Source organism: Blautia aquisgranensis (assembly GCF_040096615.1).
GTDB lineage: Bacteria > Bacillota > Clostridia > Lachnospirales > Lachnospiraceae > Blautia_A > Blautia_A aquisgranensis.
This window is the reverse complement of sequence record NZ_JBBMEJ010000001.1, coordinates 60,405-84,230: the sequence shown is the minus strand read 5'-3', so window position 1 is coordinate 84,230 and position 23,826 is coordinate 60,405. Positions and strand designations below refer to the sequence as shown.

General features: G+C 45.1%; 21 protein-coding genes and 1 pseudogene. All 22 read left to right on the top strand.

Annotation, left to right across the window (positions count from 1 at the left end):
• The first annotated feature begins 1 nt into the window (after position 1).
• The 22 genes and pseudogenes from WMO28_RS00420 to WMO28_RS00315 all read left to right on the top strand — a co-directional run bounded on the left by WMO28_RS00420 (position 2) and on the right by WMO28_RS00315 (position 23,787).
• Complete coding sequence (locus WMO28_RS00420; RefSeq protein WP_349055746.1) at positions 2–1,252, top strand: 3-isopropylmalate dehydratase large subunit; 1,251 nt, start codon at positions 2–4, stop codon at positions 1,250–1,252.
• A gap of 293 nt (positions 1,253–1,545) precedes the next feature.
• Complete coding sequence (locus tag WMO28_RS00415; protein WP_178644311.1) at positions 1,546–2,037, top strand: LeuD/DmdB family oxidoreductase small subunit; 492 nt, start codon at positions 1,546–1,548, stop codon at positions 2,035–2,037.
• A gap of 21 nt (positions 2,038–2,058) precedes the next feature.
• Positions 2,059–3,303 (top strand): aconitase/3-isopropylmalate dehydratase large subunit family protein, encoded by a 1,245-nt coding sequence (locus WMO28_RS00410; protein WP_178644312.1) that lies wholly within the window; start codon positions 2,059–2,061, stop codon positions 3,301–3,303.
• Positions 3,304–3,471: 168 nt separating this feature from the next.
• Positions 3,472–4,902: a L,D-transpeptidase family protein gene (locus WMO28_RS00405; RefSeq protein WP_349055745.1), complete on the top strand. Its 1,431-nt coding sequence runs from the start codon at positions 3,472–3,474 to the stop codon at positions 4,900–4,902.
• Positions 4,903–5,085: 183 nt separating this feature from the next.
• Positions 5,086–5,238 carry a hypothetical protein gene (locus WMO28_RS00400; RefSeq protein ID WP_349055744.1) on the top strand — a complete coding sequence of 51 codons (153 nt, stop codon included), beginning with the start codon at positions 5,086–5,088 and terminating at the stop codon, positions 5,236–5,238.
• 27 nt (positions 5,239–5,265) lie between these two features.
• Entirely contained in the window at positions 5,266–5,823 is a 558-nt protein-coding gene (locus WMO28_RS00395; RefSeq protein WP_349055743.1) for a Fe-S-containing hydro-lyase, read from the top strand.
• A gap of 121 nt (positions 5,824–5,944) precedes the next feature.
• A complete protein-coding gene (locus tag WMO28_RS00390; RefSeq protein ID WP_349055742.1) occupies positions 5,945–6,379 on the top strand; it encodes a phosphatase PAP2 family protein in 435 nt (144 codons plus the stop codon).
• A 156-nt stretch (positions 6,380–6,535) separates the two neighbouring features.
• Positions 6,536–6,772, top strand: a pseudogene (locus tag WMO28_RS00385) (hypothetical protein); the annotation flags it as partial.
• 364 nt (positions 6,773–7,136) lie between these two features.
• A complete protein-coding gene (gene mgtE, locus WMO28_RS00380) occupies positions 7,137–8,531 on the top strand; it encodes a magnesium transporter (RefSeq protein ID WP_349055741.1) in 1,395 nt (464 codons plus the stop codon).
• A 269-nt stretch (positions 8,532–8,800) separates the two neighbouring features.
• Positions 8,801–10,201: an amino acid carrier protein gene (locus WMO28_RS00375; RefSeq protein ID WP_178644324.1), complete on the top strand. Its 1,401-nt coding sequence runs from the start codon at positions 8,801–8,803 to the stop codon at positions 10,199–10,201.
• A 176-nt stretch (positions 10,202–10,377) separates the two neighbouring features.
• Entirely contained in the window at positions 10,378–10,980 is a 603-nt protein-coding gene (gene thrH / locus WMO28_RS00370) for a bifunctional phosphoserine phosphatase/homoserine phosphotransferase ThrH (protein ID WP_349055740.1), read from the top strand.
• Positions 10,981–11,197: 217 nt separating this feature from the next.
• The gene (locus tag WMO28_RS00365) at positions 11,198–12,922 is read left to right on the top strand and encodes an ATP-binding protein (RefSeq protein ID WP_349055739.1); all 1,725 of its coding nucleotides are present in this window, start codon (positions 11,198–11,200) and stop codon (positions 12,920–12,922) included.
• On the top strand, positions 12,923–13,159 hold the full coding sequence (locus tag WMO28_RS00360) for a hypothetical protein (RefSeq protein ID WP_178645114.1): 237 nt from the start codon (positions 12,923–12,925) through the stop codon (positions 13,157–13,159). It abuts the gene before it with no gap.
• A complete protein-coding gene (locus WMO28_RS00355; protein ID WP_349055738.1) occupies positions 13,156–14,433 on the top strand; it encodes a transglutaminase-like domain-containing protein in 1,278 nt (425 codons plus the stop codon). The genes WMO28_RS00360 and WMO28_RS00355 overlap by 4 nt, the downstream gene beginning before the upstream one ends.
• Positions 14,434–14,482: 49 nt before the next feature.
• Positions 14,483–15,037: a helix-turn-helix domain-containing protein gene (locus WMO28_RS00350; protein WP_178645116.1), complete on the top strand. Its 555-nt coding sequence runs from the start codon at positions 14,483–14,485 to the stop codon at positions 15,035–15,037.
• Positions 15,038–15,288: 251 nt separating this feature from the next.
• A complete protein-coding gene (locus WMO28_RS00345; RefSeq protein ID WP_349055737.1) occupies positions 15,289–17,136 on the top strand; it encodes a sensor histidine kinase in 1,848 nt (615 codons plus the stop codon).
• Positions 17,137–17,171: 35 nt separating this feature from the next.
• Positions 17,172–17,921 (top strand): response regulator transcription factor, encoded by a 750-nt coding sequence (locus WMO28_RS00340; protein ID WP_349055736.1) that lies wholly within the window; start codon positions 17,172–17,174, stop codon positions 17,919–17,921.
• 199 nt (positions 17,922–18,120) lie between these two features.
• Entirely contained in the window at positions 18,121–19,377 is a 1,257-nt protein-coding gene (locus WMO28_RS00335) for an extracellular solute-binding protein (RefSeq protein WP_178644492.1), read from the top strand.
• A gap of 32 nt (positions 19,378–19,409) precedes the next feature.
• Positions 19,410–20,312: an ABC transporter permease subunit gene (locus tag WMO28_RS00330; RefSeq protein WP_178644494.1), complete on the top strand. Its 903-nt coding sequence runs from the start codon at positions 19,410–19,412 to the stop codon at positions 20,310–20,312.
• 1 nt (position 20,313) lies between these two features.
• Positions 20,314–21,156 (top strand): ABC transporter permease subunit, encoded by an 843-nt coding sequence (locus WMO28_RS00325; protein ID WP_178644496.1) that lies wholly within the window; start codon positions 20,314–20,316, stop codon positions 21,154–21,156.
• A gap of 60 nt (positions 21,157–21,216) precedes the next feature.
• Positions 21,217–23,250, top strand: coding sequence for a glycoside hydrolase family 31 protein (locus WMO28_RS00320; RefSeq protein ID WP_349055735.1), 2,034 nt, complete (start codon positions 21,217–21,219; stop codon positions 23,248–23,250).
• A gap of 159 nt (positions 23,251–23,409) precedes the next feature.
• Complete coding sequence (locus WMO28_RS00315) at positions 23,410–23,787, top strand: GntR family transcriptional regulator (RefSeq protein WP_349055734.1); 378 nt, start codon at positions 23,410–23,412, stop codon at positions 23,785–23,787.
• Positions 23,788–23,826 lie beyond the last annotated feature (39 nt).

Sequence of the window (23,826 nt, the reverse complement as noted above, 5' to 3'; positions counted from 1 at the left end):
GATGGGAATGACGATCGCAGAAAAAATCATTGCAGCTGCAGCAGGTGTGGACAGCGTAAAACCTGGAGATATCTATACGGTACAGTTGGATCATCTGATGAGTAATGACGGAACCACACATCTGACTGTTGATATGTACAATAATAAATTAAAAAATCCGCACATTGCAGATACCAGGAAGCTTGTGTTTATCGTAGACCACAATGTACCGTCTGACAGCCCGAAAACAGCAGCATCCCAGAAAAAAATGAGAGATTTTGCAAGGGAGAACAATATTGATTTCTGGGAAGGTAAAGGTGTATGTCACCAGATCATGATCGAAAATTATGTCCGTCCGGGACAGCTGATCTTCGGTGCTGACAGCCATACTTGTTCTTATGGTGCACTTGGTGCGTTCGGTACCGGTGTGGGCTGCACAGATTTCCTTTACGGAATGGTAACAGGAACTTCCTGGGTCATGGTTCCGGAAACCGTAAAATTCAATCTGACAGGCAAGCTGCCGGAAGGTGTTTATGCAAGAGATCTGATTCTTACCATTATTGGTGAGATCGGAGCAAACGGATGTAATTACCAGGCTATGGAGTTTACAGGTGAGGGTGCAAGGACATTAAGCATCAGCGACCGTATGGCTCTTTGCAACATGGCTGTTGAGGCCGGTGCGAAGACTGGTATTTTTGAAGCAGATGACAAGGCTCTGGAATATCTGAAAGAGCATGGCCGTGAGCCAAAAGCTGTATACCACAGTGATCCGGATGCAGTTTATGCAGGAGAGTACACTTTCGATCTTTCCAAAGTTCGTCCTGTTGTAGCGAAACCGGATTTTGTTGATAACGTAGTTCCGGCGGAAGAGACATGCGGAATTAAGATCAACGAAGCATTCCTTGGTTCCTGCAACAATGGACGTATTGAAGATCTCCGTGTAGGTGCAGAGGTTATCAAGGGCAAAAAAGTTGCAGAGGGTGTACGTTTCCTGGTTGTTCCGGCAAGCCAGACTATTTATCGCCAGGCATTAAAAGAAGGTTTGATCGATATCTTTATGGAAGCAGGAGCGATCGTTATGAATCCGAACTGCAGTGTATGCTGGGGAAGCTGCCAGGGGGTTATCGGTGAAAATGAAGTTCTGATCAGTACAGGAACACGTAACTTCAAGGGACGTGCCGGACATCCAAGCTCCAAGGTTTACCTGGGATCTGCTGCAACCGTTACTGCATCTGCCATTGCAGGCGAGATTGCAACTGCTGACAGAGTATAAGAGTCTCAGAAAAGATTTAACCGAATCAAGTAAGTCCCCTGCTTCAATTGCGAGGAGCAATAAGCAGTGGGTGGGACTTACTTGTATCAGGAGGGGTACAAGCCCCTCCTGATAAACTGCGGAGCAGTTATTCGGTTATGAGCAAGTAGCGAAAGCGGATTGCGAATATCCGATTGACACAATATATTCAGAAATTATCAGAGGATACTCCGTTTCGGCGTGGGTTCTTATAACAGGGCAGACAGAAAACTTTTGCCTGATGATACGGAACGGAATAAATAGGAGATATACATATGGAAGCATTTACAGGAAAGGTGTGGGTACTTGGAGATGATATTGATACGGATATCATCATTCCGACAGAATACCTTGCACTGAAAACCATTGACGATATGAAACAGTATGGATTCAGCCCGCTCCGCCCGGAGCTTGCAGGACAGATCCAGAAAGGTGACATCATCGTAGCTGGAAAAAACTTCGGCTGCGGTTCCTCCAGAGAGCAGGCACCGGAGATCATCAAGGCACTGGGAATCCAGTGTGTCATTGCGAAATCTTTTGCCCGGATCTTTTTCCGTAATTCGATTAATAACGGACTTCTTCTGATCGAACAGCCGGATCTTCATGACAATGTAAAAGAAGGAGATCAGGTTACGGTTGTAATGAATGAGCACGTAGATCACAATGGAAAACAGTATCCGATCGCTTCTCTTCCGGAGAATCTTATGGATATCATTCAGGCTGGCGGACTTGTGAAAGCTATGCGTAAATTGAACGGCCTGGACTAAAAAACGGAGAGGAGAGAAAAAATGGGCGAGACGATCATTGAGAAAATTATCAGACATAATACAGGCACGGCAGTAAAGCCTGGCGATATCGTGACTGTCAATGTAGACAGAGTAATGATCCATGATATCTTTATTCCGTTTGTAGCGGAGAAATTTGAGGAGATGGGCTTTCAGAAGCTGTGGGATCCGGACAAGGTTGTCCTGATCTATGATCATCTTGTACCTGCAAGCCAGCAGGATGATACAAGACATTTCCACGTAGGAGATGCTTTTGCTGCAAAATATGGCATGAAAAATGTACACAGAAGTGACGGAATCTGCCACCAGCTGATGACAGAGGCCGGTTATGTGAAGCCTGGAAATATTGTATTTGGTACAGACAGCCATACAACAACTTATGGATGTGTGGGAGCATTTTCTTCCGGTATCGGATACACAGAAATGGCCAGCATTCTGGGAACAGGAACCATGTGGATCAAGGTTCCGGAGACGATCAAGGTTGTGATCGACGGAGAGCTTCCGGAGAATGTAATGTCCAAGGATATCATTCTCCGTCTGATCGGTGATCTTCGTGCAGACGGAGCAACCTACCGTGCGCTGGAGTTTTCCGGAAGTACCATTGAGAACATGTCTGTGGCAAGCCGTATGACCATGGCGAACATGGCTATCGAGGCTGGCGCAAAATGTGCTCTTTTTACACCGGATGCGAAGACTGCAGCATACTGTAATGTTGAGCTTGACGATTATCAGAAGAGTCTTGTGGGTGATGAAGATGCAGTTTACATGAAAACCATGACATACAAGGCAGAGGATTTTGTGCCGGTAATGGCGTGTCCGTCACAGGTGGACAAGATCCGCGATGTCAGCGAGCTTCAGGGTGAAACCATTGACCAGGTATTTATCGGTTCCTGTACAAACGGACGTCTTGAGGATCTTATGGCAGCAGCTGAAGTCCTGAAAGGCAAAAAAGTTGCAGATTTTGTGAAACTGATCGTAACTCCTGCAAGCCGCAAGATCTACCGTCAGGCTATTGAGCTCGGTATTCTGGATACGCTTGCTGAGGCTGGTGCGATCATCACACACCCGGGTTGCGGTCTTTGCTGTGGAAGAACCGGCGGAATCCTGACAGACGGGGAGAAGGTTGTAGCAACCAACAACCGTAATTTCCTGGGACGTATGGGAACTTCCAAGGTACAGATCTATCTGGCATCCCCGAAAACAGCCGCTGCATGTGCAGTTGCTGGTAAGATCGTAATGCCGGAATAATAAAGCTGAAAAAGACAGGTTTCGTTAAAGCGGAGTCTGTCTTTTTTTACAGGACAGATCATAGAAACGGGATAAATGCTTATTACAGAAAAGAGAAATATGCTGATTATAATAACAGGCAGTATGGCAACATAATCATATAATACATAAGACTCGAGGGATAAGGGTATGGAGAAAAAATCAATCAGCAGAAAAACACTTGTGCTGGGGATCTGCATTGTGGCAGCAGTCGTGGCCGTGGCAGGGCTGTTCGGCTACACATATATGGCAGATCATAACACACTGGGCCGGAAGATCTCCGTAAGCGGGCTGGACGTTTCCAGACTGACAGCAGAGCAGGCAGAAGAAAAGATCATTTCTTCTTTTGAGAACAGAACAGTAGTTTTCCAGGAGAATGATCAGCAGGTTTACAGTACCACGCTGAAAAATCTTGGCTACAGTCTTAATAAGGATGCGCTCCTTGAGAAGCTTAACAAGCTTCAGAAACAGCGGGAAGAAAACAGAAAGCTTTTTCCGAAGGAAGAGAACGTGGATCTGGAATATCAGATTAAACAGGATGAGGAGCAGGAAAAACAGGCTCTGAACCTTTCAAATTTCGGAGATAAGGAACGAAAAGCTTCCATAGATGCCAGCATTTCGTACGACAAAGAGAAAAAAGAATTTATCCTGACCAAACAGAAGCAGGGAAATGAGATTGATGAGGATAAGCTTCTGACTACCGTGGATACCACACTGGACGCTGCTTTTGATACGGCATTTCTGGGAGATGTGATCACTGTCCCGGTCAATAAGCACGTGTATGTAAGCCCATTGGTAACAGCTACGGAAGATATGCAGAACAAAGTAGACAGTCTTAATGCCCAGCTTGCCAAATACCGCAAGACTACAGTTACCTATACATTTGGAAGTGAGACGGTGGTTCTGGATTCAGATACCATCGATTCCTGGCTGAAAGCAGAGGGAGAGACGCTTTCTGTTGATGAAGAGGCGGTTAAGACATACATCAGTGACCTTGCAAATAAATACAACACGATTTATGTGCCGCGTGCTTTTCACACTTCTACGGGAACAGATATTACGATCGAGGGAAATGAGTATGGATACCGGATCGACCAGGACGGTGAGCTGGCACAGCTTCTGGAGGATCTCAAAAGCGGTACAGCTGTGACAAGGGATCCAATCTACAGCAAGACCGGCTATCAGAGAAACGGAACGGACGATCTGGCAGGCAGCTACATAGAAGTCAGCCTGGATGCCCAGCATCTGTGGCTTTACAAAGACGGAAATCTTGTGACAGAGACGGATATTGTCAGCGGCAAACCGGTAAAGGGCCGTGAGACATACAGAGGTGCATGGCCGATCGCCTATAAGGCAAGCCCGTATAACCTTACCAGCGCAGAGTATGGCTACAATGTCAAGGTCAACTACTGGATGCCTTTTGTCTACGGACAGGGACTTCATGATGCCACCTGGCAGTCTTCCTTTGGCGGAAACCGTTATAAGACAAACGGAAGTCATGGCTGTATTAATCTGCCGAAGGATCAGGCTGCAACGATCTATAATACGATCGATGCGGGATATCCGATCATTATTTACTGATCATAAGAAAATAATTGTTAATATATTATGCGAAGAAAGGGCTTCGGAGATCGGGTATGCCGGTTGATCCGGAGCTTTTCTTTTTGGGGAGATATTTTTGTACAGGAAAATATACTCGTCAATAACAGGAAAAATGTGTTATCATAGAAAAAACACGCAAGAGAAACGAAAGGAGTTTACGCTATGCGAGAAATCGAAGTAAGCAGACTTACAGACGTCATCGAAAAACTCTGTATCGAAGCCAATGAGCATCTGCCGGAGGATGTAAAGGAGGCTATCAGAACCTGCCACATATCGCAGGTATGCCGTGTGTTGTTAACATCAACTGTCATGTGACACGCCATAAAACGGAGGTGCTTTAAGATGGAAAGAAGAAAGATCACATTACCACTTACAAAAGAGCTGGCGCAGACACTCCACGCAGGAGATCAGGTTCTTTTGACCGGAACCATCTATACTTCCCGTGATGCCGGACACAAAAGAATGTGTGAGGCTCTTGCCCGCGGAGAAAAAATTCCCTTCGATCCGACGGATGCAACGATCTATTATGTAGGTCCCACACCGGCGAAGCCAGGTGCAGTGATCGGTTCCGCAGGCCCGACTACCAGTGGCCGTATGGATGCTTATGCACCGACCATGATGTCTGTAGGTGCCCGTGGAATGATCGGAAAAGGTGCCCGCCTTCCTGAAGTTGTGGATGCCATGAAGAAATACAGCGGCGTTTATTTCGGAGCCATCGGTGGTGCAGGTGCTCTTCTTGCCAAATGTATCAAAAAAGCAGAGCTGATCGCATATGAGGATCTGGGAGCGGAAGCACTTCGCAAGCTTTATGTGGAGGATATGCCGTTGGTTGTTATTATTGACAGTGAAGGCAACAACCTTTATGAAGAGGGCCGCGCAGAGTATCTGCGAGAGCATTAATATGGAGTTAAGTATATTACATATGCTCCAGTCCTTACATAATCCGGTTCTGGATCAGATAATGGTCACAGTTTTTAATAATTTCGTAGGGTCACTTGGATAGCTGTGGATCATAGTTGGAGTGATACTGCTGATCATTCCGAAAACCCGAAAATGTGGTGCGGCAGTTCTTTTATCCTATGTGGTATCTTTTCTGATCGGAAATGAGTGGCTGAAAGACCTGATCACAAGACCCCGCCCCTGTGCCGTGGACGATACGGTCACGCTGATCGTAAAAAAACCGGGAAGTTTTTCCTGCCCGTCGGTGCATGCATATCTGGCATTTTCCAGTGCAATGGCGATTTTTCACTATTACAGAAAAGCAGGAATCGGGGTGCTCGTATTTGCAGCATTGGTAGGTTTCAGCAGAATGTACTTCTTTGTTCATTACCCGACAGATGTATTGTTCGGAGCTGCTCTGGGTATTTATTTTATAAAAGAAAATAAGGAGCAATTTTATGCCAAGGAAATATATGACCAAACAGCAGATAGAAGATTACGAACAGCTTTGCCGTGAACGTATTAAAGGCAGATTACTCACAGGTGACGGTATACGATTTATCTGTGAGGCGTATAATTATGATGCAGAAAAAATAGGACAGCATTTTCTGGAATTGTTGCCAAAAATACAAAATGATGAAAGAAAGGGGGAGTTACAATAGCCATGATGACCGTATATCATTGCGATAATATTGATACAGTGAGCGATGATTTTATTGAAGAAGCAGATATAAAAAAAGGTGAGTTTGATAATGTGGGTGAGTGCAAATACAGCATTCCTTCGCATTGGGATATCGGAAAAGTATATAATTCCTTTATCAGCGAAAAAATTGATGATTACAACAGTAGTGTATATTATGAAAATCCGTCATATATATTTGAATCATATTGCGAAAATAAAATGTTATAAATCATATTGACAAATCCCGGCCATGACGGTTATAATGGCCGGGTTGAAAAAAATTTTTAAAAAAAAGGCAGGTGAACAGAATGGACAGTTGTGATTCTCATGGGCGAAGTAGAAGCTCGGAATGGAAGATGAACAGGGCAGAACAGAGCGGAAGCACAGCAGATCCGTTTTGTTTGTAAGTATATAATCTACAGGTATATTTTATCTTCTCATTCTGAGAATTCTTAAGTGACGCGTACATTCGCGCTCTTTATTCAAATCCCAAGGAAACACAATCGAAGATCAGAAAGCACAGGACATGCTTTAACATGTCTGTTTTTGGTGTGCCAATCTGTGCGAAATTATGGGAACGGAGGATGAGAAGATGACAAAAAGAACACAGGATTTTTCAAAAGATATTCTGACGCTGATCAGAAGCAATGTCTCTCCGGCTGTTTTGAGCGAAAAACTGCAGGATTTCCACGAAAATGACCTGGCAGAAGTCTTAAGAGAGCTCAGCACCGCAGAACGCAGCAGACTGTACCGGATTTTGGAGAGCAGTATGCTGGCAGATATTTTTGAGTATCTGGAGGAAGAAGAAACTGTAAAATATCTGGAAGAAATGGATGTAAAAAAAGCTGCCGCCATTCTTTCCAAAATGGAAACCGATGCACTGGCCGATGTTCTGAAACAGATCGACCGGGAAAAACGTAAATTACTGATCCAGCTTTTGGACGAGCAGGTGCGAAAAGATATCGAGCTGATCCGGTCCTTTGATGAGGATGAGATCGGAAGCAGGATGACAACCAACTGTATTGTGATCCGCGAGAATCTTACCGTGAAGCAGGCCATGAACGAGCTGGTTGCCCAGGCGGCTGACAATGATAATATTTCCACGATTTTTGTGGTGACAGCAAGAGGAGATTTTTACGGGGCACTGGATCTGAAGGATCTTATCACGGCCAGACAGGATCATTCAATGGAGGAACTGATCGTAACATCCTATCCTTATGTATATGGAACAGAACAGATCGATGACTGCATGGAACGACTGAAGGATTATTCCGAGGATTTCATTCCTGTGCTGGATGATGACAACCGTTTTCTGGGTGTGATCACATCGGCAGGAATCATTGACCTGGTAGACGATGAGATGGGCGAGGACTATGCGAAGCTGGCTGGTCTGACTGCGGAGGAGGATCTGAAGGAACCACTTCTTGAGAGCATGAAAAAAAGAATGCCCTGGCTGATCGTACTGTTGGGACTTGGCATGGTAGTATCCTCTGTAGTGGGGATATTTGAGAAGGTTGTCACCTGTCTGCCCATCATCATGTGCTTCCAGTCGCTGATCCTGGATATGGCAGGAAACGTGGGAACCCAGTCTCTGGCTGTGACCATCCGTGTACTGATGGATGAGACACTGACCGGCAGACAGAAGGCAGAGCTGGTTTTGAAGGAAATGCGAATTGGTTTATGCAATGGAGGACTTCTTGGAATCCTGTCATTTGTTCTGATTGGCTTATATATCTTTCTCTTTAAGGGAAAAACACTCGCTTTTGCCTATGCGGTATCCGGCTGTATCGGCCTTTCTCTTCTGGTGGCCATGCTGGTATCCAGTGCAGTAGGAACCTGCATTCCGCTGTTCTTCAAAAAGATCGGTGTGGATCCGGCGGTAGCTTCCGGTCCGCTGATCACAACCGTGAATGACCTTGTGGCAGTAGTGACTTACTACGGAATGAGCTGGATCTTCTTAATCGAGGTACTTCATCTGGCAGGATAAAAGCGAAGATATAAAGGGAAAAAGCAGATAAAAAACGTATTTCACGGGCAGAAAAACTATATACAGAAAAATCCATATGAAAACAGGAAAATCCGGGTCGAAAAATCCGGATTTTCCTTTACACAAGGGAAAAAAAAAGCTATAATAGAAATACGCTTTGACCGTTTAAATTGTTGAGCTTTAAGGTACGAAATAGCAGAACAAAAGAACTTAAGCGGGCGATCAACCGGCGGTCATAAGAATCCGCCTGATGAAAGGAAACAATAAAAATGATAGTAACCCTGATCGAAAAGATCTACACATTTCTGTGGGGAGATCTGATACGGATCCCATTACCGGGTGGGAGCAGCATGGGAATTTCTCTTCTCATTATTCTGCTGATTCCTACCGGAATCTATTTCACAATAAGGACGAGATTTCTTCCGATCCGGATGTTCCCGGATATGGTTCATGCACTTGTGGAGAAGAAGAGCGAAAAAAACAATCTTTCCTCATTTCAGACGCTGATCGTATCAACAGCCACCCGTGTAGGAATGGGAAATTTGGTCGGTGTTGTGGCTGCGATCTCAGCAGGAGGTGCAGGAGCAGTATTCTGGATGTGGATCATGGCACTGATCGGTTCCTCCACTGCTTTTATCGAGGCAACACTGGCCCAGCTCTATAAAGAAAAAGATCCTCTCTACGGAGGGTATCGTGGAGGTCCTGCTTACTATATCCACCGCTACTGGGAAGAGAAACAGGGCAGAAAAAGAAAAAAAGTCTTACTCTCTGTGTTATTTGCGATTTCTGGTCTGATCTGCTGGTGCGGAATCAGCCAGGTCATCAGCAACTCTGTGACAGCATCCTTTAAGAACGCATTCAATATTCCACCGATCTATACAACGATCGTGCTGGTAGTGATAGCAGCAGTGATCGTGCTCCGGAAGAATGCGACCGTCAAGGTTCTGGATCTTCTGGTACCAGTAATGGCAGTGCTTTATTTTGGAATTACTTTGTTTATCATCGTGACGAATCTTGGAAGCATGCCCGGCGTGTTTAAGCGTATTTTTGAGGAGGCTTTCGGCATTCGGCAAGCGGCAGCCGGTGGTTTCGGTGCGGTGCTCATGAACGGAGTAAAAAGAGGCCTGTTTTCCAATGAGGCAGGTTCCGGTTCTGCTCCATGCGCGGCAGCGGCAGCAGAATGTGACCGCCCTGTAAAGGCTGGTTTTGTGCAGGCACTGGGTGTATTTATCGATACCATTGTGATCTGCAGCTGTACGGCGATGATCATGCTTCTGGTACCGGAAGACCTGGTAAGCGGACTTTCCGGAATGGAGCTTCTTCAGACAGCTATGAACTACCATCTGGGGGAATTTGGCGTGATCTTTATTGCGGCGACTCTGTTCATGTTCAGTTTTTCTACATTCCTGGGAATCCTGTTTTATGCGAGAAGCAATGTAGCTTATCTGTTCGGAGACAACTGGGCTTCACAGACAGGGTATAAGATCCTTGCCCTTATCATGCTGTTCATCGGCGGAATCGCAGCCTATACATTCGTGTGGGACCTTGGCGATGTGGGAATCGGCCTGATGACGATATTCAATATCTTTATGCTCTATCCACTCGGGGAAAAAGCCCTGAAAGAGCTGAAGAACTATGAAGCTGAGAAAAAACAAAAAAATATTTCGTAATAAGCACTGGCGGATTATGACAGCAAAAAAAGTCACAGTCCGCCAGAAAAATGTTTACAGACACAGAAAAGATGTGATAATATAGCAAAGTAAAGCAATAAAAGAATAAAGTGTCCCTGGAGAGCACAGATACAGAACAAAAACAGGCGGCACATTTTTTTAGAGGAGGAAATGTTATGTATATTACATGTCTGGACGTAGAAGGTGTACTGGTACCGGAGATCTGGATCGCTTTTGCCGAGGCAAGCGGAATTCCCGAGTTGAAAAAAACGACCCGTGATGAGCCGGATTATAATAAACTGATGAACTGGAGACTTTCCGTTCTGAAAGAGCATGGTCTTGGACTGAAAGAGATCCAGGAGACGATCGCGAAGATCGATCCCCTTCCTGGAGCGAAGAAATTCCTGGATGAGCTGAGAACTTTTTCCCAGGTGATCCTGATCAGTGACACATTCACACAGTTTGCAACTCCTCTGATGGAGAAGCTGGGATGGCCGACACTTTTCTGTAATTCTCTTGAGGTGGCAGAGAACGGCGAGATCACAGGCTTTAAGATGAGATGTGAACAGTCCAAGCTTACCACTGTAAAGGCTCTCCAGTCTATGGGATTTGACACTATTGCAAGCGGAGATTCCTACAATGATCTCGGCATGATCCGGGCCAGCAAGGCAGGATTTCTTTTCAGAAGCACCGATCAGATCAAGGCAGACAATCCGGATCTTCAGGCTTTTGAGGATTATGATGATCTTCTTGCAGCGATTAAAAATGCGATGAAATAAACACAGATCAACATCGGTAATACCAAAACAACACAAATACAGGCAGAGAATCGACAATAAATCAAAATATGTCGGTTTTCTGCCTGCTTTTTTTGCTTTTTATGTTAGGTGCGTGTATAATTATACGTAAGATGGTCTGATTTTGATGTAAGGACATTTTTGGATGCCTGTGTATGAATGTCAGATCGCAAATTGAGAGAGATGGAGTACGGAATACATGAGAAGTATACTGGAATATACACAGAACAATCTGGCCTATATGATCGTGCTGCTGGGAGTTATGGTATTGGCGGCAGTTTTCTGGAATCTTTACAGAAGAGAGAAACGGATAGCCAGACGCATAAAAGAAGAAAATTCAAACCGGGTGAAATTTTATAATGCTTTCGGCAATAATCCGAGAACTGCGTATATTTTTGTAAGTGAGAAGGATTTCCGGGCATTGTATGCAACACCGAATCTGGAACTGGTCACAGGAATAAAACAGGAAGACCTGAAAACAGATATTGATCTTCTGAATAAACTCATTCCACGGAGTGAAGCCAGAGAAATTCAGAGAAAACTGAAAAAATGGGACAGACGTGAAGTATTCAGCAGTGAGATGAACTACAGCAGAAAAGGGGAAAAAGATATTCACCACGGAAAAGCGGAGGTACATTACAGCCCGAAAGCCGGCGGATATATCTTAAGCCTCAGCAACATTACAGAGGAATATGAAAACCGCCGTGAAATCGAGAGCAGACTTCTGACGGCACAGAAAGAGAGTCAGTCCAAAACAGATTTCCTGTCTCAGATGTCCCACGAGATCCGTACCCCTATGAACGGAATTCTCGGTATGTTAAGCCTTCTGAAAGCACATCTGGGTGATAGAAGTGCAGCAGAGGAATATCTTGCAAAAACGGAGAATCTGTCACATTTTCTTCTGACACTGATCAATGATATTCTGGATATGTCCAGAATCGAGAGTGGCAAGGTTCAGCTTGAAGAAGTTCCTTTTTCACTGGAACAGATGGCTGAGAAACTGGATTCCATGTTCCGAAGCACCGCAGAAGCCAAGGGAATCAACTGGAAAATTGAGATGCAGGACTTTGATGTGAAGTATGTGATCGGTGATGAGATGCGTCTCAGTCAGGTTATTATCAACTTCATTTCCAATGCGAATAAATTCACACCGCCGGGAGGAACAGTAAAGGTACTGTTCCGCCAGATGGACAGAATCGGAAATGATCTTCATTTCATGATCCGTGTCAGTGATACCGGAAAAGGAATCAAGGAAGATTTCCTCAGTAAGATCTTCCGCCCGTTTGAACAGGAGGATGCTTCTACCGCTCATAATTATGGTGGAAGCGGACTGGGAATGGCGATTGCAGACAGCATGGTGAAGCTGATGGATGGTCAGATCCTTGTCGAGAGTGAAGAAGGCAAGGGAACTGAGTTCAGTGTTTATCTTTCCCTTCCGGTTGCAGAGCAGACAGTGGAAAAAGAAAACGAAGTATTTCCGAATGAGGAAGAAAATCCGGAAAGAGCTCGTGTACTTGAAGGCTTTACACTTAAAGGAATCCGTATTCTTCTTGCAGAGGATAATGACATCAATGCAGAGATCGCCATGGAAATTCTTGCCATGGAGGGAGCAATTCTTACAAGAGCTTGTGACGGAAATGAAGCTGTGAAGCTTTTTGGAGAGAGCCAGCCTTATACGTTTGATGTGATCCTTATGGATATTCAGATGCCGGGTATGGATGGCTGGGAAGCAACCCGGGTGATCCGTAAAATGGAAAGAGAAGATGCAAATCTGCCGATCCTGGCTATGTCAGCCAATGCTTTTCTGGAGGATAAGAGGAAATCTCAGGAATCTGGTATGAATGCACATATCAACAAACCGGTGGATTATGATGAGGTCCGCAGGATTATTGGCGAGCAGCTTTGGGCAGTAAGGAGCCATTAAATGAAAAAAAACACAAAAAAGAAGACATTAACAGCAGTGACAGGAGCGACAGTGATTGGTGTTGCAGCCGTTGCCCTGGTCAACGGATCAAAACTGGAAACGGTATTTAATCCTGACAAATTCGAGAAATTTGATAATAAATACAGCTCGGAAGAGTATGACTATGTGGCAGGTGACGAAGAAGAAACGAACATTGCCGGGAACAGTAAAAAAGATAAAGAAGCTACACACGCGTGAATGTGGAAAATACAGGTGCTTACCGTAAATATGTCTATCTTCCGGCGGTGGCAGAGGCATGGAAAAACGGACATGATAATAAAGACTGGAATGTGGAATCTGCAAGCTTTTTCGGAGCAAGGAGGTATCAGTTCCAGGTGCCGGAAGATACAGCAACTGCGGACAGTCAGATTCCGGGAAACTGGCTGGAGAATCCTTCGGGAAAAGAAGAGGAGAGTTATGCTCAGGCGGAGTCAGTATATCATTCTTTTGTTACAGATTCGTACACGGAGATTTCTGATGAATTAAAAAACAGGATTCAGGAGAAATTTTTCTCGGATGGAACAGATCCGGAGGCGATGAGTTTCGATGAACTGACAACGCAGATCCGTCAGGTATTACGAAACGGTCTTCAGTATTCGGAAAATCCGGAAGAGATACCGACGGATCAGGATGGAATAAGCTGGCTTCTGGACGGAACAAGAAAAGCAAATGCAGTTGCTTTTGCTTCGGTGGCAGTTATGGCATACCGCGCAGCAGGATATCCGGCCAGATATGCAGAAGGATATCATCTGTCATCCATGGATGCCCAGGCTGCAGCTGATGATGGTGAAAAAGAACTGGTGCTGACAACGAAGAATGCTCATGCCTGGGCAGAAGTTTATATTTCCGGGCTTGGCTGGATGCCGGTGGAGGTTGTACCGGGACTTTATGTAGAAACCTATACAGATCAGCTGGTACAGGGAAAACCGTCCTATCGTGTGAACGAAACCCACAATCAGGATGGCGGTATGGATACAACAGATGAGGGAACAGGAGGAAATGTGGGAAAAACGGAGAATTCCACGGCTACTCCGCAGAACCCGCTGATGATACCGGAAATTGTGGTATTACTTCTGTATGTTGTATTTGGTGTCTATCTGCTGCTGGAGCTTCAGAGAGCGTTACGTCTGAAAAAGCTGGCAGCAAAGGAAGAACAGAAGAGGCAGGAAGGACATCTGGTGGAATGGCATGTAGCACAGGTGGAAAGAATTTTCAGAATCGGCGGTGTGAAAGGTGAGCTCACAGATCCGGGTGTTCTCTGGGAGAAAGTAGAATGTTGTTTCCCGGGAATCCGGGAGGAAGAGTATTTCCGGGTATGTGATCTGACACAGAAATATCGTTTTGGAGGTCTGGAGCTGGAAGCGAAAGAGTTGAGAGTACTGTGGAAATTCAGAGAGAGGCTGCAGCATTGTCTGTACAGAAAACAGAGGTTTTATGGAAAATTGAAGCTGAGATATCTTTATGTGCTATAATTTCGTAGCGGGTGTTGCATTCTAAAAGAGAGAGGTGGAAAAAACAGAAATGGACTACTTATCCCATAATGTATCTGTAAATCTAAAAAGGATTCGGAAATCTAAGGGCATGAGCCTGGATGTGGTATCGGAGCAGACGGGTGTGAGCAAAAGCATGCTGGCCCAGATTGAAAAAGGCAGTGCAAATCCTTCTCTTGGAGTTCTGGGAAAGATTACCAGTGGTCTTCGGATCCGGTTCCAGGAGCTGATCCAGGCACCGCCTTTGGATTCCTGTCTGGTTCATGTGAAGGATATGATTCCCACAAAAGAGGTGACCGGACAGTACAGAGTCTGGACCTGCTTTCCCTATGAGGATAATCAGCTGGTGGAGATCTACCGGATCGAGGTGGAGCCGGGAAAGGCTTATACCAGTGGAGGCCATGGGGAAAAAACAAGAGAATATATTTCAGTTCTGCAGGGGGAGATCACTGTGGAAGCAGAAGGAAGTGTCCATACGGTAACTACGGAGGATGTGCTTCGTTTTGAGACAGATCAGCTCCATGTATACCGAAATGAAGGGATAGAGAAAGCGGTCGTTGTTGTTACATTTCTGGATTATCACTGAATAACCGTCTGATTGGCTGATGAAATAGAAAAGACATGAAAGCATGAAAAAATATATGCTTTTGTGTCTTTTTTTTCTTTGAATAAATCTGATTATAGTAAAAATATATAAAAATGTGACTGGAAAATTAGGCATATTGTAGCAAAAAGCAAGGATAGTATTGACGCTCATCGACTGAAAGATTAAAATTATGGCAAATGTACGATCAATTGATACGATCGTGGAAGAATCATAAGAGGGGAAAAAAGACGATGAAAGAAAAAATATTTGGATTTCCGGGAAGAGTGAAGGCATATTTTCATTCGCATATGAGTGCCCAGGTCAATGTGGCTGTCGTGCTTCTTCTGATTCTGACAGGACTGATCCTGCAGTTTTATGTGAAAACTCAGTATTTTAATTATCTTCTGGAGGATACGAGATCTATGGAGGAGTCCATAATCGAGACTTCCACCATTAATATTAACAGCAATCTGAAGGATATCGTGAATACAGCGTGTACAGTTGGTGTAAATGAATCAATCCGTTCACTGGTGGAGAATTTCACTGAAGATGGAGTTCTGCAGGAAAAAGAGAAGCTGACATTGGAAGAACGAATGGACAGTATTGCCCACCAGAGCGGAAATGTGGTTTCCATAGCGATCGCATCAGAAGAAGATCTTATTCAGGAATATGGTGTTTACTGGTATAAGACAGGCTACGGCGGACTCTGGAAAGATGAAAATCTTGAGAAACTTAAGGAAATATATGATGGTACCATGGAGCTGCAGGAGCAGAATGCAAAGGTTCGTTATTACGTGGCAACGGAGCCGGCAGTTCATGAATCCTGGCCGAATATAAAAATGGTCCATATTGGGGTTCCGCTGGTGGGAAAGAACTCCAGCTTCTGCCATGTAAACAAGGTTGTGGTCATGTCTTTTGATCTGGGAGAGCTTCTGAAAAACAGTGCATTCGACAGTGTGGCAGACCGGGCACTTTCACCGGGATATATCGTCGATAAAGATTCTAGGATCGTATATCATTCCGATGAAAACTATAACGGAATGAAGGTGACAGAATACCAGAAAACTCTGGAACGAAGTGAGAACATCAGCCTTCCGCTGAAATATTTTGGCTGGAGAGCCTATATTACCCTGGATCTGGGAAAAATGAATGCCCAGGTGAATGAAATGTACGGCAAGAGTATTTATCTGTATCTGCTTCTTCTGTGTGGCTGCGGAATCCTCTGGCAGTTTGCGATACGCAGAATCTTAAAACCGGTGGATATTATCCGGGATTCCATGCGTAACATCAAGCTCTCCAAGAACCTTCCGAAGATTGAGGTTAAGGGAACCAATGAGATCTGGCAGCTAGCAGGGTATTATAATGAGATGGCAGAGACCCTGGAACGTCAGTACAAGGAGATCCGACGGTATTACCGTGAAAAAACACTTTCTATCCGTCAGAAAAACAAGGCAGAGAAGGAAGCACTGGAATCTCAGATCAACGCGCATTTTCTGTGCAATACACTGACAGCCATCAATTACGATGCCATTGAGAATGAGGACTACGAGGTAGCGGATCTTCTGAAAAAGCTTTCAAGTATGCTTTCATATACGTTTTCCAGAAAACTGGTTTCCGTAAGTTTGGGGCAGGAGCTCAGGTGGGTGGAACAGTATCTTTATCTGCAGAAATTCCGGCTGATGGATGTGTTTGACTATGAGATCGAGGTGCAGGAGGAGTACAGTGAATGGCCCTGCTGTAAGCTTTTTATCCAGCCATTTGTGGAGAATTCCATTCTTCATGGCTTCGAAGGAAGAGAAAACGGTGGAATGATCCGTATTAAGGGTGGCATTGACGGTTCCAGGTTCCGCCTGAGTATAGAGGATAACGGATGCGGAATGAGCAGGGAGACAGAGGAGCCGATGCAGCAGATCCTGGAGGAGAAGCATACGCTGGATCTGGCAGGAACAGGGATTGGAATTCAGAATGTTGTGACAAGACTCAGGATGTACTATGGAGAAAAACTCTCCATTATGCTGGAATCAGCACCTGGAGAAGGTACGAAATTCACTTTCTGGCTTCCGATACCGGAGAATCCGGAGCAGGAGATCGAGGAATAGAAACGTGATACATAACATAACGGAGGAAAGGAAACATGAAGATTTTAATCGCAGAGGATGAACAGAGAACACGCCAGGGACTGGTGAGAGTACTGCAGAGCCTTGGAGATCAGTACGAGATCGTGGCACAGGCTTCGAATGGAAAGGCGGCACTGGAGATGATCCTGGAGCAGAAGCCGGATGTGGTTTTTATTGACATTAAAATGCCGTTTATGGATGGTCTTTCTGTGATCGAGGCAGCCAGAGCACACGGGATAAAAACAGAATTCGTGATCGTCAGTGCCTATGCGGATTTTGATTTTGCGAAGCAGTCGATTTCTCTGGGGGTAACGGAATATCTTCTGAAACCGCTTACCAGGGACGAAGCAGAGGCGGTCCTTAGAAAGATCGAGGATAAGATCAATGGCAAAAACAGCTATTCACGCAGACGGTCCAGGAATTTGAGGGATAAATATCCGGATGCACATCCGATCATTCTTCAGGCACTTGATATTATTCAGGATGGATATGCAGGAAAGATCAGCCAGAAAAAGCTCTCTGAGGATCTGGGGCTGACTCAGGAATATTTCAGCTATCTTTTTGGCAAAAATATCGGAGAGAATTTCAGTACGTTTCTCCGGGAATACCGAATCGAACAGGCCCAGACCATGCTTCGTGAGGAAGCTTGTGATCAGAGAGAGGTTCCTTATCAAGTAGGATTCTCAGATTCCAAATACTTCAAAAAGGTTTTCCGGGAAGTAACAGGAAAGAGTCCTTCCGAGTACCTGACAGAAATAAAGGAGTGATTTTTTGGGAAAAATCTTAAAAAAATCCCGAAATCTTAAAATATTATCCGTATAAATTCCCTTTTTTCATAAAATATTGGGTTATGTGGGAAAAACTGGGATGGTAAAATATGTACAACAAAACAACGAAGGAACGACAAAAATTGTGCAAGTAACCAAAAACAAAAACCAATCATGAAAGAAAAGGGAGGAAAAAGACATGAAAAAAGCATTATTTGCAGCAACAGTATTGGCGGTATCTCTCATCGGAGCAACAGCTGTCCAGGCAGAGCCGCAGGAAGTAACCATGTGGCATTACTTCGATCAGAAACCGGAGCAGGAGATGCTCACAGAGATGGTTGATGAGTACAACTCTTCTCAGGATGATATCCACATCAATGCAACCTTCGTATCCAGAACAGAGCTGATGAACCAGTACACAGTTGGTGCACTTTCCGGTGAGCTTCCGGATATCGGACAGGTAGATTCCCCGGATATGGCTTCCTACGTATCTCTTGGAGTGTTCGAGGATATCACAGATGAGCTGACAGACTGGGGTGAGATAGATCAGTTCTATCCGGGACCATTAAGCTCCTGCCAGGATGCTGACGGAAAATATTACGGACTTCCGCAGAACAGTAACTGTCTTGCACTTGCCTGCAATATGGATCTTTTGAAGGCAGCCGGATATGACCACATGCCGACAAGCCTTGATGAATTCAAGGAAATGGTTGAAAAAACAACAGATACTTCCAATGATGTTTACGGATTTGCAATGTGTGCCGTATCCACAGAGGAGGGAACCTTCCAGCTTCTTCCATGGATCAGATCTGTAGAAGACGGAAAGAGCGTAAACGTTGATGATATCACTGCTGATTCCGCAGTAAACGGATTACAGACACTTGGTGATTTCGTAGCAAACGGATACATGAGTAAAGAGTGTGTAAACTGGACACAGGCAGATGCATGGAATCAGTTCTGTGCAGGAAAAGCTGCATTTGTAGAGTGCGGAACATGGCATCTGGCACAGACCGATGCGATCAACGGTGCATTTGATTATGACTTTACACTTCTTCCTACCGGTGATGAGGGAACCTCCACATCTACTATCGGTGGTGAGAACTTCGGTGTATGCAAAGGCTCTGAGAACAAAGAAGCATGCGTGAAATTCCTTGAATGGCTCTGCTCCAAAGACAACGAAGCTAAATGGGCAGCTGTAGGCGGAAAGATCCCTACAAGACAGGATGCAACAGCTGAGTACACATTCGAGCAGGATGGATTTAAGGTATTCACAGACGAGATGAACTATGCACAGGCACGTGGACCACACGCTGAATGGCCAACCATCTCTGAGGCAGTTTACACAGCAGCACAGTCTGTATTCGTAGACGGAACATCTGCAAAAGATGCTCTTGCTACAGCAGCAGGCAAGATCGACCCGATCGTAAAAGAGAATCCTCTTCCTGAGAGTAAGTAAATCAATAACACAGGAAGAAAGGAAGTGGCTTTATGGCAGCAAAGTCTAGAACTATGGCGCAGCAGAAGACAAAAGAAGCATACTGTTTTATCTTACCGGCATTTATCTACATGCTTCTGGTATTGGGATATCCGGTTGTTTACAACATTATCCTGAGCCTTAAGGATGTCAATGTAAAAAACATGAAATCAGGAACCTCTGTATTTGTCGGATTGCAGAACTACGTGGAACTGTTCCACGATCCAACATTTCTTCTGGTACTGCGCAACACATTTATATTTACGATTGCGTGTCTTGTATTTCAGTTTACGATTGGATTTGCGTTTGCAATGTTCTTTAACCAGAAATTCAAACTTGCCGGTCCGATCAGAGGCCTGGTTCTCGTCAGCTACATGATGCCGATGGCAGTAACCGGTCTTCTTGGCAAAAATATCTTTTCCAATGCAGGTCTTGTCAATGACCTGCTTGGAAAAATCGGAATCTCAGGTCCACAGTGGCTTGTAAACACTGGCACTGCACTGATCGCGGTCATCATTATGAACTGCTGGGTAGGTATTCCGTTTAACATGCTCCTTCTGGTATCAGGACTTACCAGTATTTCCCCGGATGTATACGAGAGTGCATCTATGGACGGAGCGAACTGGGGACAGCGTTTCATCTTTATCACGCTTCCTCTGATGAAAGAATCCATTCTCGCGGTACTGATGCTAGGCTTCATTTATACATTCCGTGCATTTGACCTGATGTATATCATGACCTCCGGTGGTCCTCTGAACTCCACAGATGTACTTGGTACTTATTCCTACATGTTATCATTTACGCAGTTTAACTTTTCGAAAGGTGCAGCGGTCGCAATGGTACTGTTTGCCTGCCTGTTCCTGATCGGCCTGTTCTATCTTAGACTGTTATCAAAAGAAGAGAAGGAGGAAGGCTGATATGGGAAATATGACAGGTGCCGAAAAGGCAAAAGAAATCCGAAACTCTATCTTTGCGATACTGATCGCAGTTATCTTTCTGTTTCCGATTTACTGGCTGATCCAGATCTCCTTTAAATCCGATGCAGAAACATTTGGAAAGGTTCTTACATATTTTCCCCATGATTTCACAGTGGATCCGTGGCTGGAAAACCTGACAGATAAGACTTTCTTAAGTTCACTGAAAAACAGTTTCCTCAACGGACTGATCACAATGGCGATCGCTCTGGTACTTGGTGTTCCGGCAGCATACGGAATGGGCCGTTACAAGGTAAAGGGCGGAAATGTATTCCTGCTTACTTTTCTGGTATCCCAGATGCTTCCCCCGTCACTGACACTGACACCGATGTATCTGATCTTCAGCAAGATCGGTTTCCTTGGAAATCATTTCACAGCTCCGGTTGCGATAGCAGCTGGTTCGATACCTTTCGTAATCGTAACATTACGACCTTATTTCAAGAGCATTCCGGTGTCGCTGGATGAGGCGGCGCGACTGGATGGCTGCGGCTCCGTAAAAGCATTCCTTCTGGTTATGCTTCCGGCAGTAAAAACAGGAATCATTACGATCATGGTTATTTCCTTCTTAAATGGATGGAATGACCTGGTATATTCCATGACTTTCAACGTTGCAGAGATGATGAGACCTCTGACAGCGAATATCTACAAATTCCAGAGTGCCTATGGTACAAGATGGAACTGTATCATGGCCTATGGTGCAATACTGGTACTTCCGGTAATTCTGATGTTTATTTTCCTGCAGAAATATATTGTAGGCGGTCTTGTTGCAGGTGCTGTAAAGGACTGATAAAACAAACGAAATTCATTTGCTGTTAAAAGAAAAACTGTTAAAAAAGGAGAAGGCAAAATGGCAAATCAGGAAGAAGTAAGAGACGTATATGGTTATTTTGAGCAGAAAGGAAATGCACTCTGCTACCGTTATGAGGCAGAACGCGTAAGAATTGAGCCGTGGGGGGCTAACAGTCTTCGTGTACGTGCATGGAAGACAGCAGAGATGGATCCTGCTGACTGGGCACTGATCACACCGGAAAAAGAGATTGTTCCGGAGATCGAGGTTCGTGAGGATGGTGCAACGATCCGCAACGGAAAGATCCGCGCAGAGGTCAATCTGATCGGAAAGATCGCATTTTATAACGAAAAAGGAGAGCTCCTTCTGGATGAGTATGTCCGTAACAGAAAAGATATGTTCGGAAATACCTGCAGCTCCCTTGAAGTAGAAGCAAGAGAATTCAAGCCGATCACAGGCGGAGATTACAGACTGACCATGCGTTTTGTTTCCACGCCGGATGAGAAGATCTACGGAATGGGACAGTATCAGCAGCCATACCTGGATGTAAAAGGAGCAGACCTGGAGCTGGCACACAGAAATTCACAGGCAAGTGTTCCGTTCATGCTTTCCAGCCTTGGCTATGGCTTCCTCTGGAACAACCCGGCTGTAGGACGTGTAAATTTCGGTAAAAATATCACAACATGGGAGGCATTTTCCTCCAAAAAACTGGACTACTGGATCACAGCAGGTGACACACCGGCTGAGATCGAGGAGGCTTATGCGGATGCAACCGGTAAGGTTCCGATGATGCCGGAGTACGCAATGGGCTTCTGGCAGTGCAAGCTGCGTTACCAGACCCAGGAAGAGCTTCTTGAGGTAGCAAGAGAGTATAAACGCCGTAACCTTCCGATCTCTGTGATCGTAGTGGATTTCTTCCACTGGCCGATGCAGGGTGAATGGAAGTTTGACCCGACCTACTGGCCGGATCCGGATGCGATGATCAAAGAGCTGAAGGGTATGGGCATTGAACTGATGGTTTCCATCTGGCCGACTGTAGATTACCGCAGTGAGAATTTCAATGAGATGAAGAGCAAAGGCCTTCTGATCCGCGTAGATTCCGGATATCCGATCTCCATGGATTTCCAGGGAAATACACTTCACTATGATGCAACCAATCCGGAAGCACGTGAATATGTATGGAACAAAGCAAAGAAGAACTACTACGACAAGGGCGTAAAAGTATTCTGGCTGGATGAGGCAGAGCCTGAGTATACAGTTTATGATTTCGAGAATTACCGTTATCATCTGGGACCGGATATCCAGGTCGGAAATATTTATCCGGTTATGTATGCAAAAACTTTCTTCGATGGAATGAAAGCAGAAGGACAGAAAAACATCATCAACCTTCTTCGCTGTGCATGGGCTGGTTCCCAGAAATACGGCGCACTGGTATGGTCCGGTGATATCAAATCCTCCTTCCCGAGCATGAAAAACCAGGTTGCAGCAGGTCTGAACATGGGTATCGCAGGTATTCCGTGGTGGACAACAGATATCGGAGGCTTCTTCGGTGCCAATGTCAATGATCCGGAATTCCACGAGCTTCTGATCCGCTGGTTCGAGTATGGATGCTTCTGCCCGGTTATGAGACTTCACGGATACCGTTGGCCGCTTCAGCCACAATATGGTACAACAGGAGGAGCTACCTGCGTATCTGGTGCACCGAACGAGGTATGGAGCTATACAGATCAGGTTTATGAGATCCTTTCCGATTATCTGAGACTGAGAGAGCGTATGCTTCCATATATTACAGAGCTGATGGAAGCGGCTCATGAGAAAGGTACTCCGGTTATGCGTCCGCTGTTTTATGACTTCCCGGATGACAAGGACAGCTGGAATGTTGAGACAGAGTATATGTTCGGACCAAAGGTTCTTGTAAAACCGATCACAGATAAGGATGCACGTGAGACAGATGTATATCTTCCGAAGGGAGCTTCCTGGACAAATGCATGGACAGGAGAGACTTTCGAGGGTGGACAGACTGTACATGTAGCAGCTCCGATCGAGCAGATCCCGCTGTTTACAAGAGATGGATATAAGCTTCCGATGGAATAAGGAGTAAGAACGATAAAAAAAGCTGGTTTTGAAATCAGCAATATTGAAAGAAAGACAGATGCTGCGGCAGAAAACGTAGTGTCTGTCTTTTTTTGCGTGTGAATGTGCTTGACAACAGTTATATACTGTTATATACTGTTTGCTAAATAGGAGGCCACTATGAATATTATCATTAATCACACATCAATGGAACCTATCTATGAACAGATCGTCCGGCAGATCCGGGGACAGATCATAGAAGGTTCCCTTAAAGAAAATGAACTGCTTCCTTCTGTACGGGCACTGTCAAGAGAGCTGAAGATCAGTGCCCTTACTGTGAAAAAAGCGTATGATCTTCTGGATGAGGAGGGTCTGATCGTCACAGTCCACGGAAAAGGAAGCTTTGTGGCGGAGACCAACAGAAATCTCATCATGGAAGAGCGACAGAAGGAAGTGGAGGCAGATCTGGAGAAGGCGATTCGCCGGGGAATATCCGCAGGGCTTACCTGCAAGGAGATCCGGGAGATGTTTACGTGTATCATCAGCGACCTAGAGTGATCTGTGCCATGGGATGATCTGAGAAGGAAAATGGAGGTA

Bases quoted from the DNA above. Each gene is read 5' to 3' on its own strand.
- WMO28_RS00345 (WP_349055737.1), top strand. From the start codon at position 15,289: ATGAAAGAAAAAATATTTGGATTTCCGGGAAGAGTGAAGGCATATTTT.
- WMO28_RS00375 (WP_178644324.1), top strand. From the start codon at position 8,801: ATGATAGTAACCCTGATCGAAAAGATCTACACATTTCTGTGGGGAGAT.
- WMO28_RS00395 (WP_349055743.1), top strand. From the start codon at position 5,266: ATGGAAAGAAGAAAGATCACATTACCACTTACAAAAGAGCTGGCGCAG.
- mgtE (WP_349055741.1), top strand. From the start codon at position 7,137: ATGACAAAAAGAACACAGGATTTTTCAAAAGATATTCTGACGCTGATC.
- WMO28_RS00330 (WP_178644494.1), top strand. From the start codon at position 19,410: ATGGCAGCAAAGTCTAGAACTATGGCGCAGCAGAAGACAAAAGAAGCA.
- thrH (WP_349055740.1), top strand. From the start codon at position 10,378: ATGTATATTACATGTCTGGACGTAGAAGGTGTACTGGTACCGGAGATC.
- WMO28_RS00325 (WP_178644496.1), top strand. From the start codon at position 20,314: ATGGGAAATATGACAGGTGCCGAAAAGGCAAAAGAAATCCGAAACTCT.
- WMO28_RS00335 (WP_178644492.1), top strand. From the start codon at position 18,121: ATGAAAAAAGCATTATTTGCAGCAACAGTATTGGCGGTATCTCTCATC.
- WMO28_RS00410 (WP_178644312.1), top strand. From the start codon at position 2,059: ATGGGCGAGACGATCATTGAGAAAATTATCAGACATAATACAGGCACG.
- WMO28_RS00420 (WP_349055746.1), top strand. From the start codon at position 2: ATGGGAATGACGATCGCAGAAAAAATCATTGCAGCTGCAGCAGGTGTG.
- WMO28_RS00400 (WP_349055744.1), top strand. From the start codon at position 5,086: ATGCGAGAAATCGAAGTAAGCAGACTTACAGACGTCATCGAAAAACTC.
- WMO28_RS00315 (WP_349055734.1), top strand. From the start codon at position 23,410: ATGAATATTATCATTAATCACACATCAATGGAACCTATCTATGAACAG.
- WMO28_RS00365 (WP_349055739.1), top strand. From the start codon at position 11,198: ATGAGAAGTATACTGGAATATACACAGAACAATCTGGCCTATATGATC.
- WMO28_RS00350 (WP_178645116.1), top strand. From the start codon at position 14,483: ATGGACTACTTATCCCATAATGTATCTGTAAATCTAAAAAGGATTCGG.
- WMO28_RS00360 (WP_178645114.1), top strand. From the start codon at position 12,923: ATGAAAAAAAACACAAAAAAGAAGACATTAACAGCAGTGACAGGAGCG.
- WMO28_RS00340 (WP_349055736.1), top strand. From the start codon at position 17,172: ATGAAGATTTTAATCGCAGAGGATGAACAGAGAACACGCCAGGGACTG.
- WMO28_RS00320 (WP_349055735.1), top strand. From the start codon at position 21,217: ATGGCAAATCAGGAAGAAGTAAGAGACGTATATGGTTATTTTGAGCAG.
- WMO28_RS00415 (WP_178644311.1), top strand. From the start codon at position 1,546: ATGGAAGCATTTACAGGAAAGGTGTGGGTACTTGGAGATGATATTGAT.
- WMO28_RS00405 (WP_349055745.1), top strand. From the start codon at position 3,472: ATGGAGAAAAAATCAATCAGCAGAAAAACACTTGTGCTGGGGATCTGC.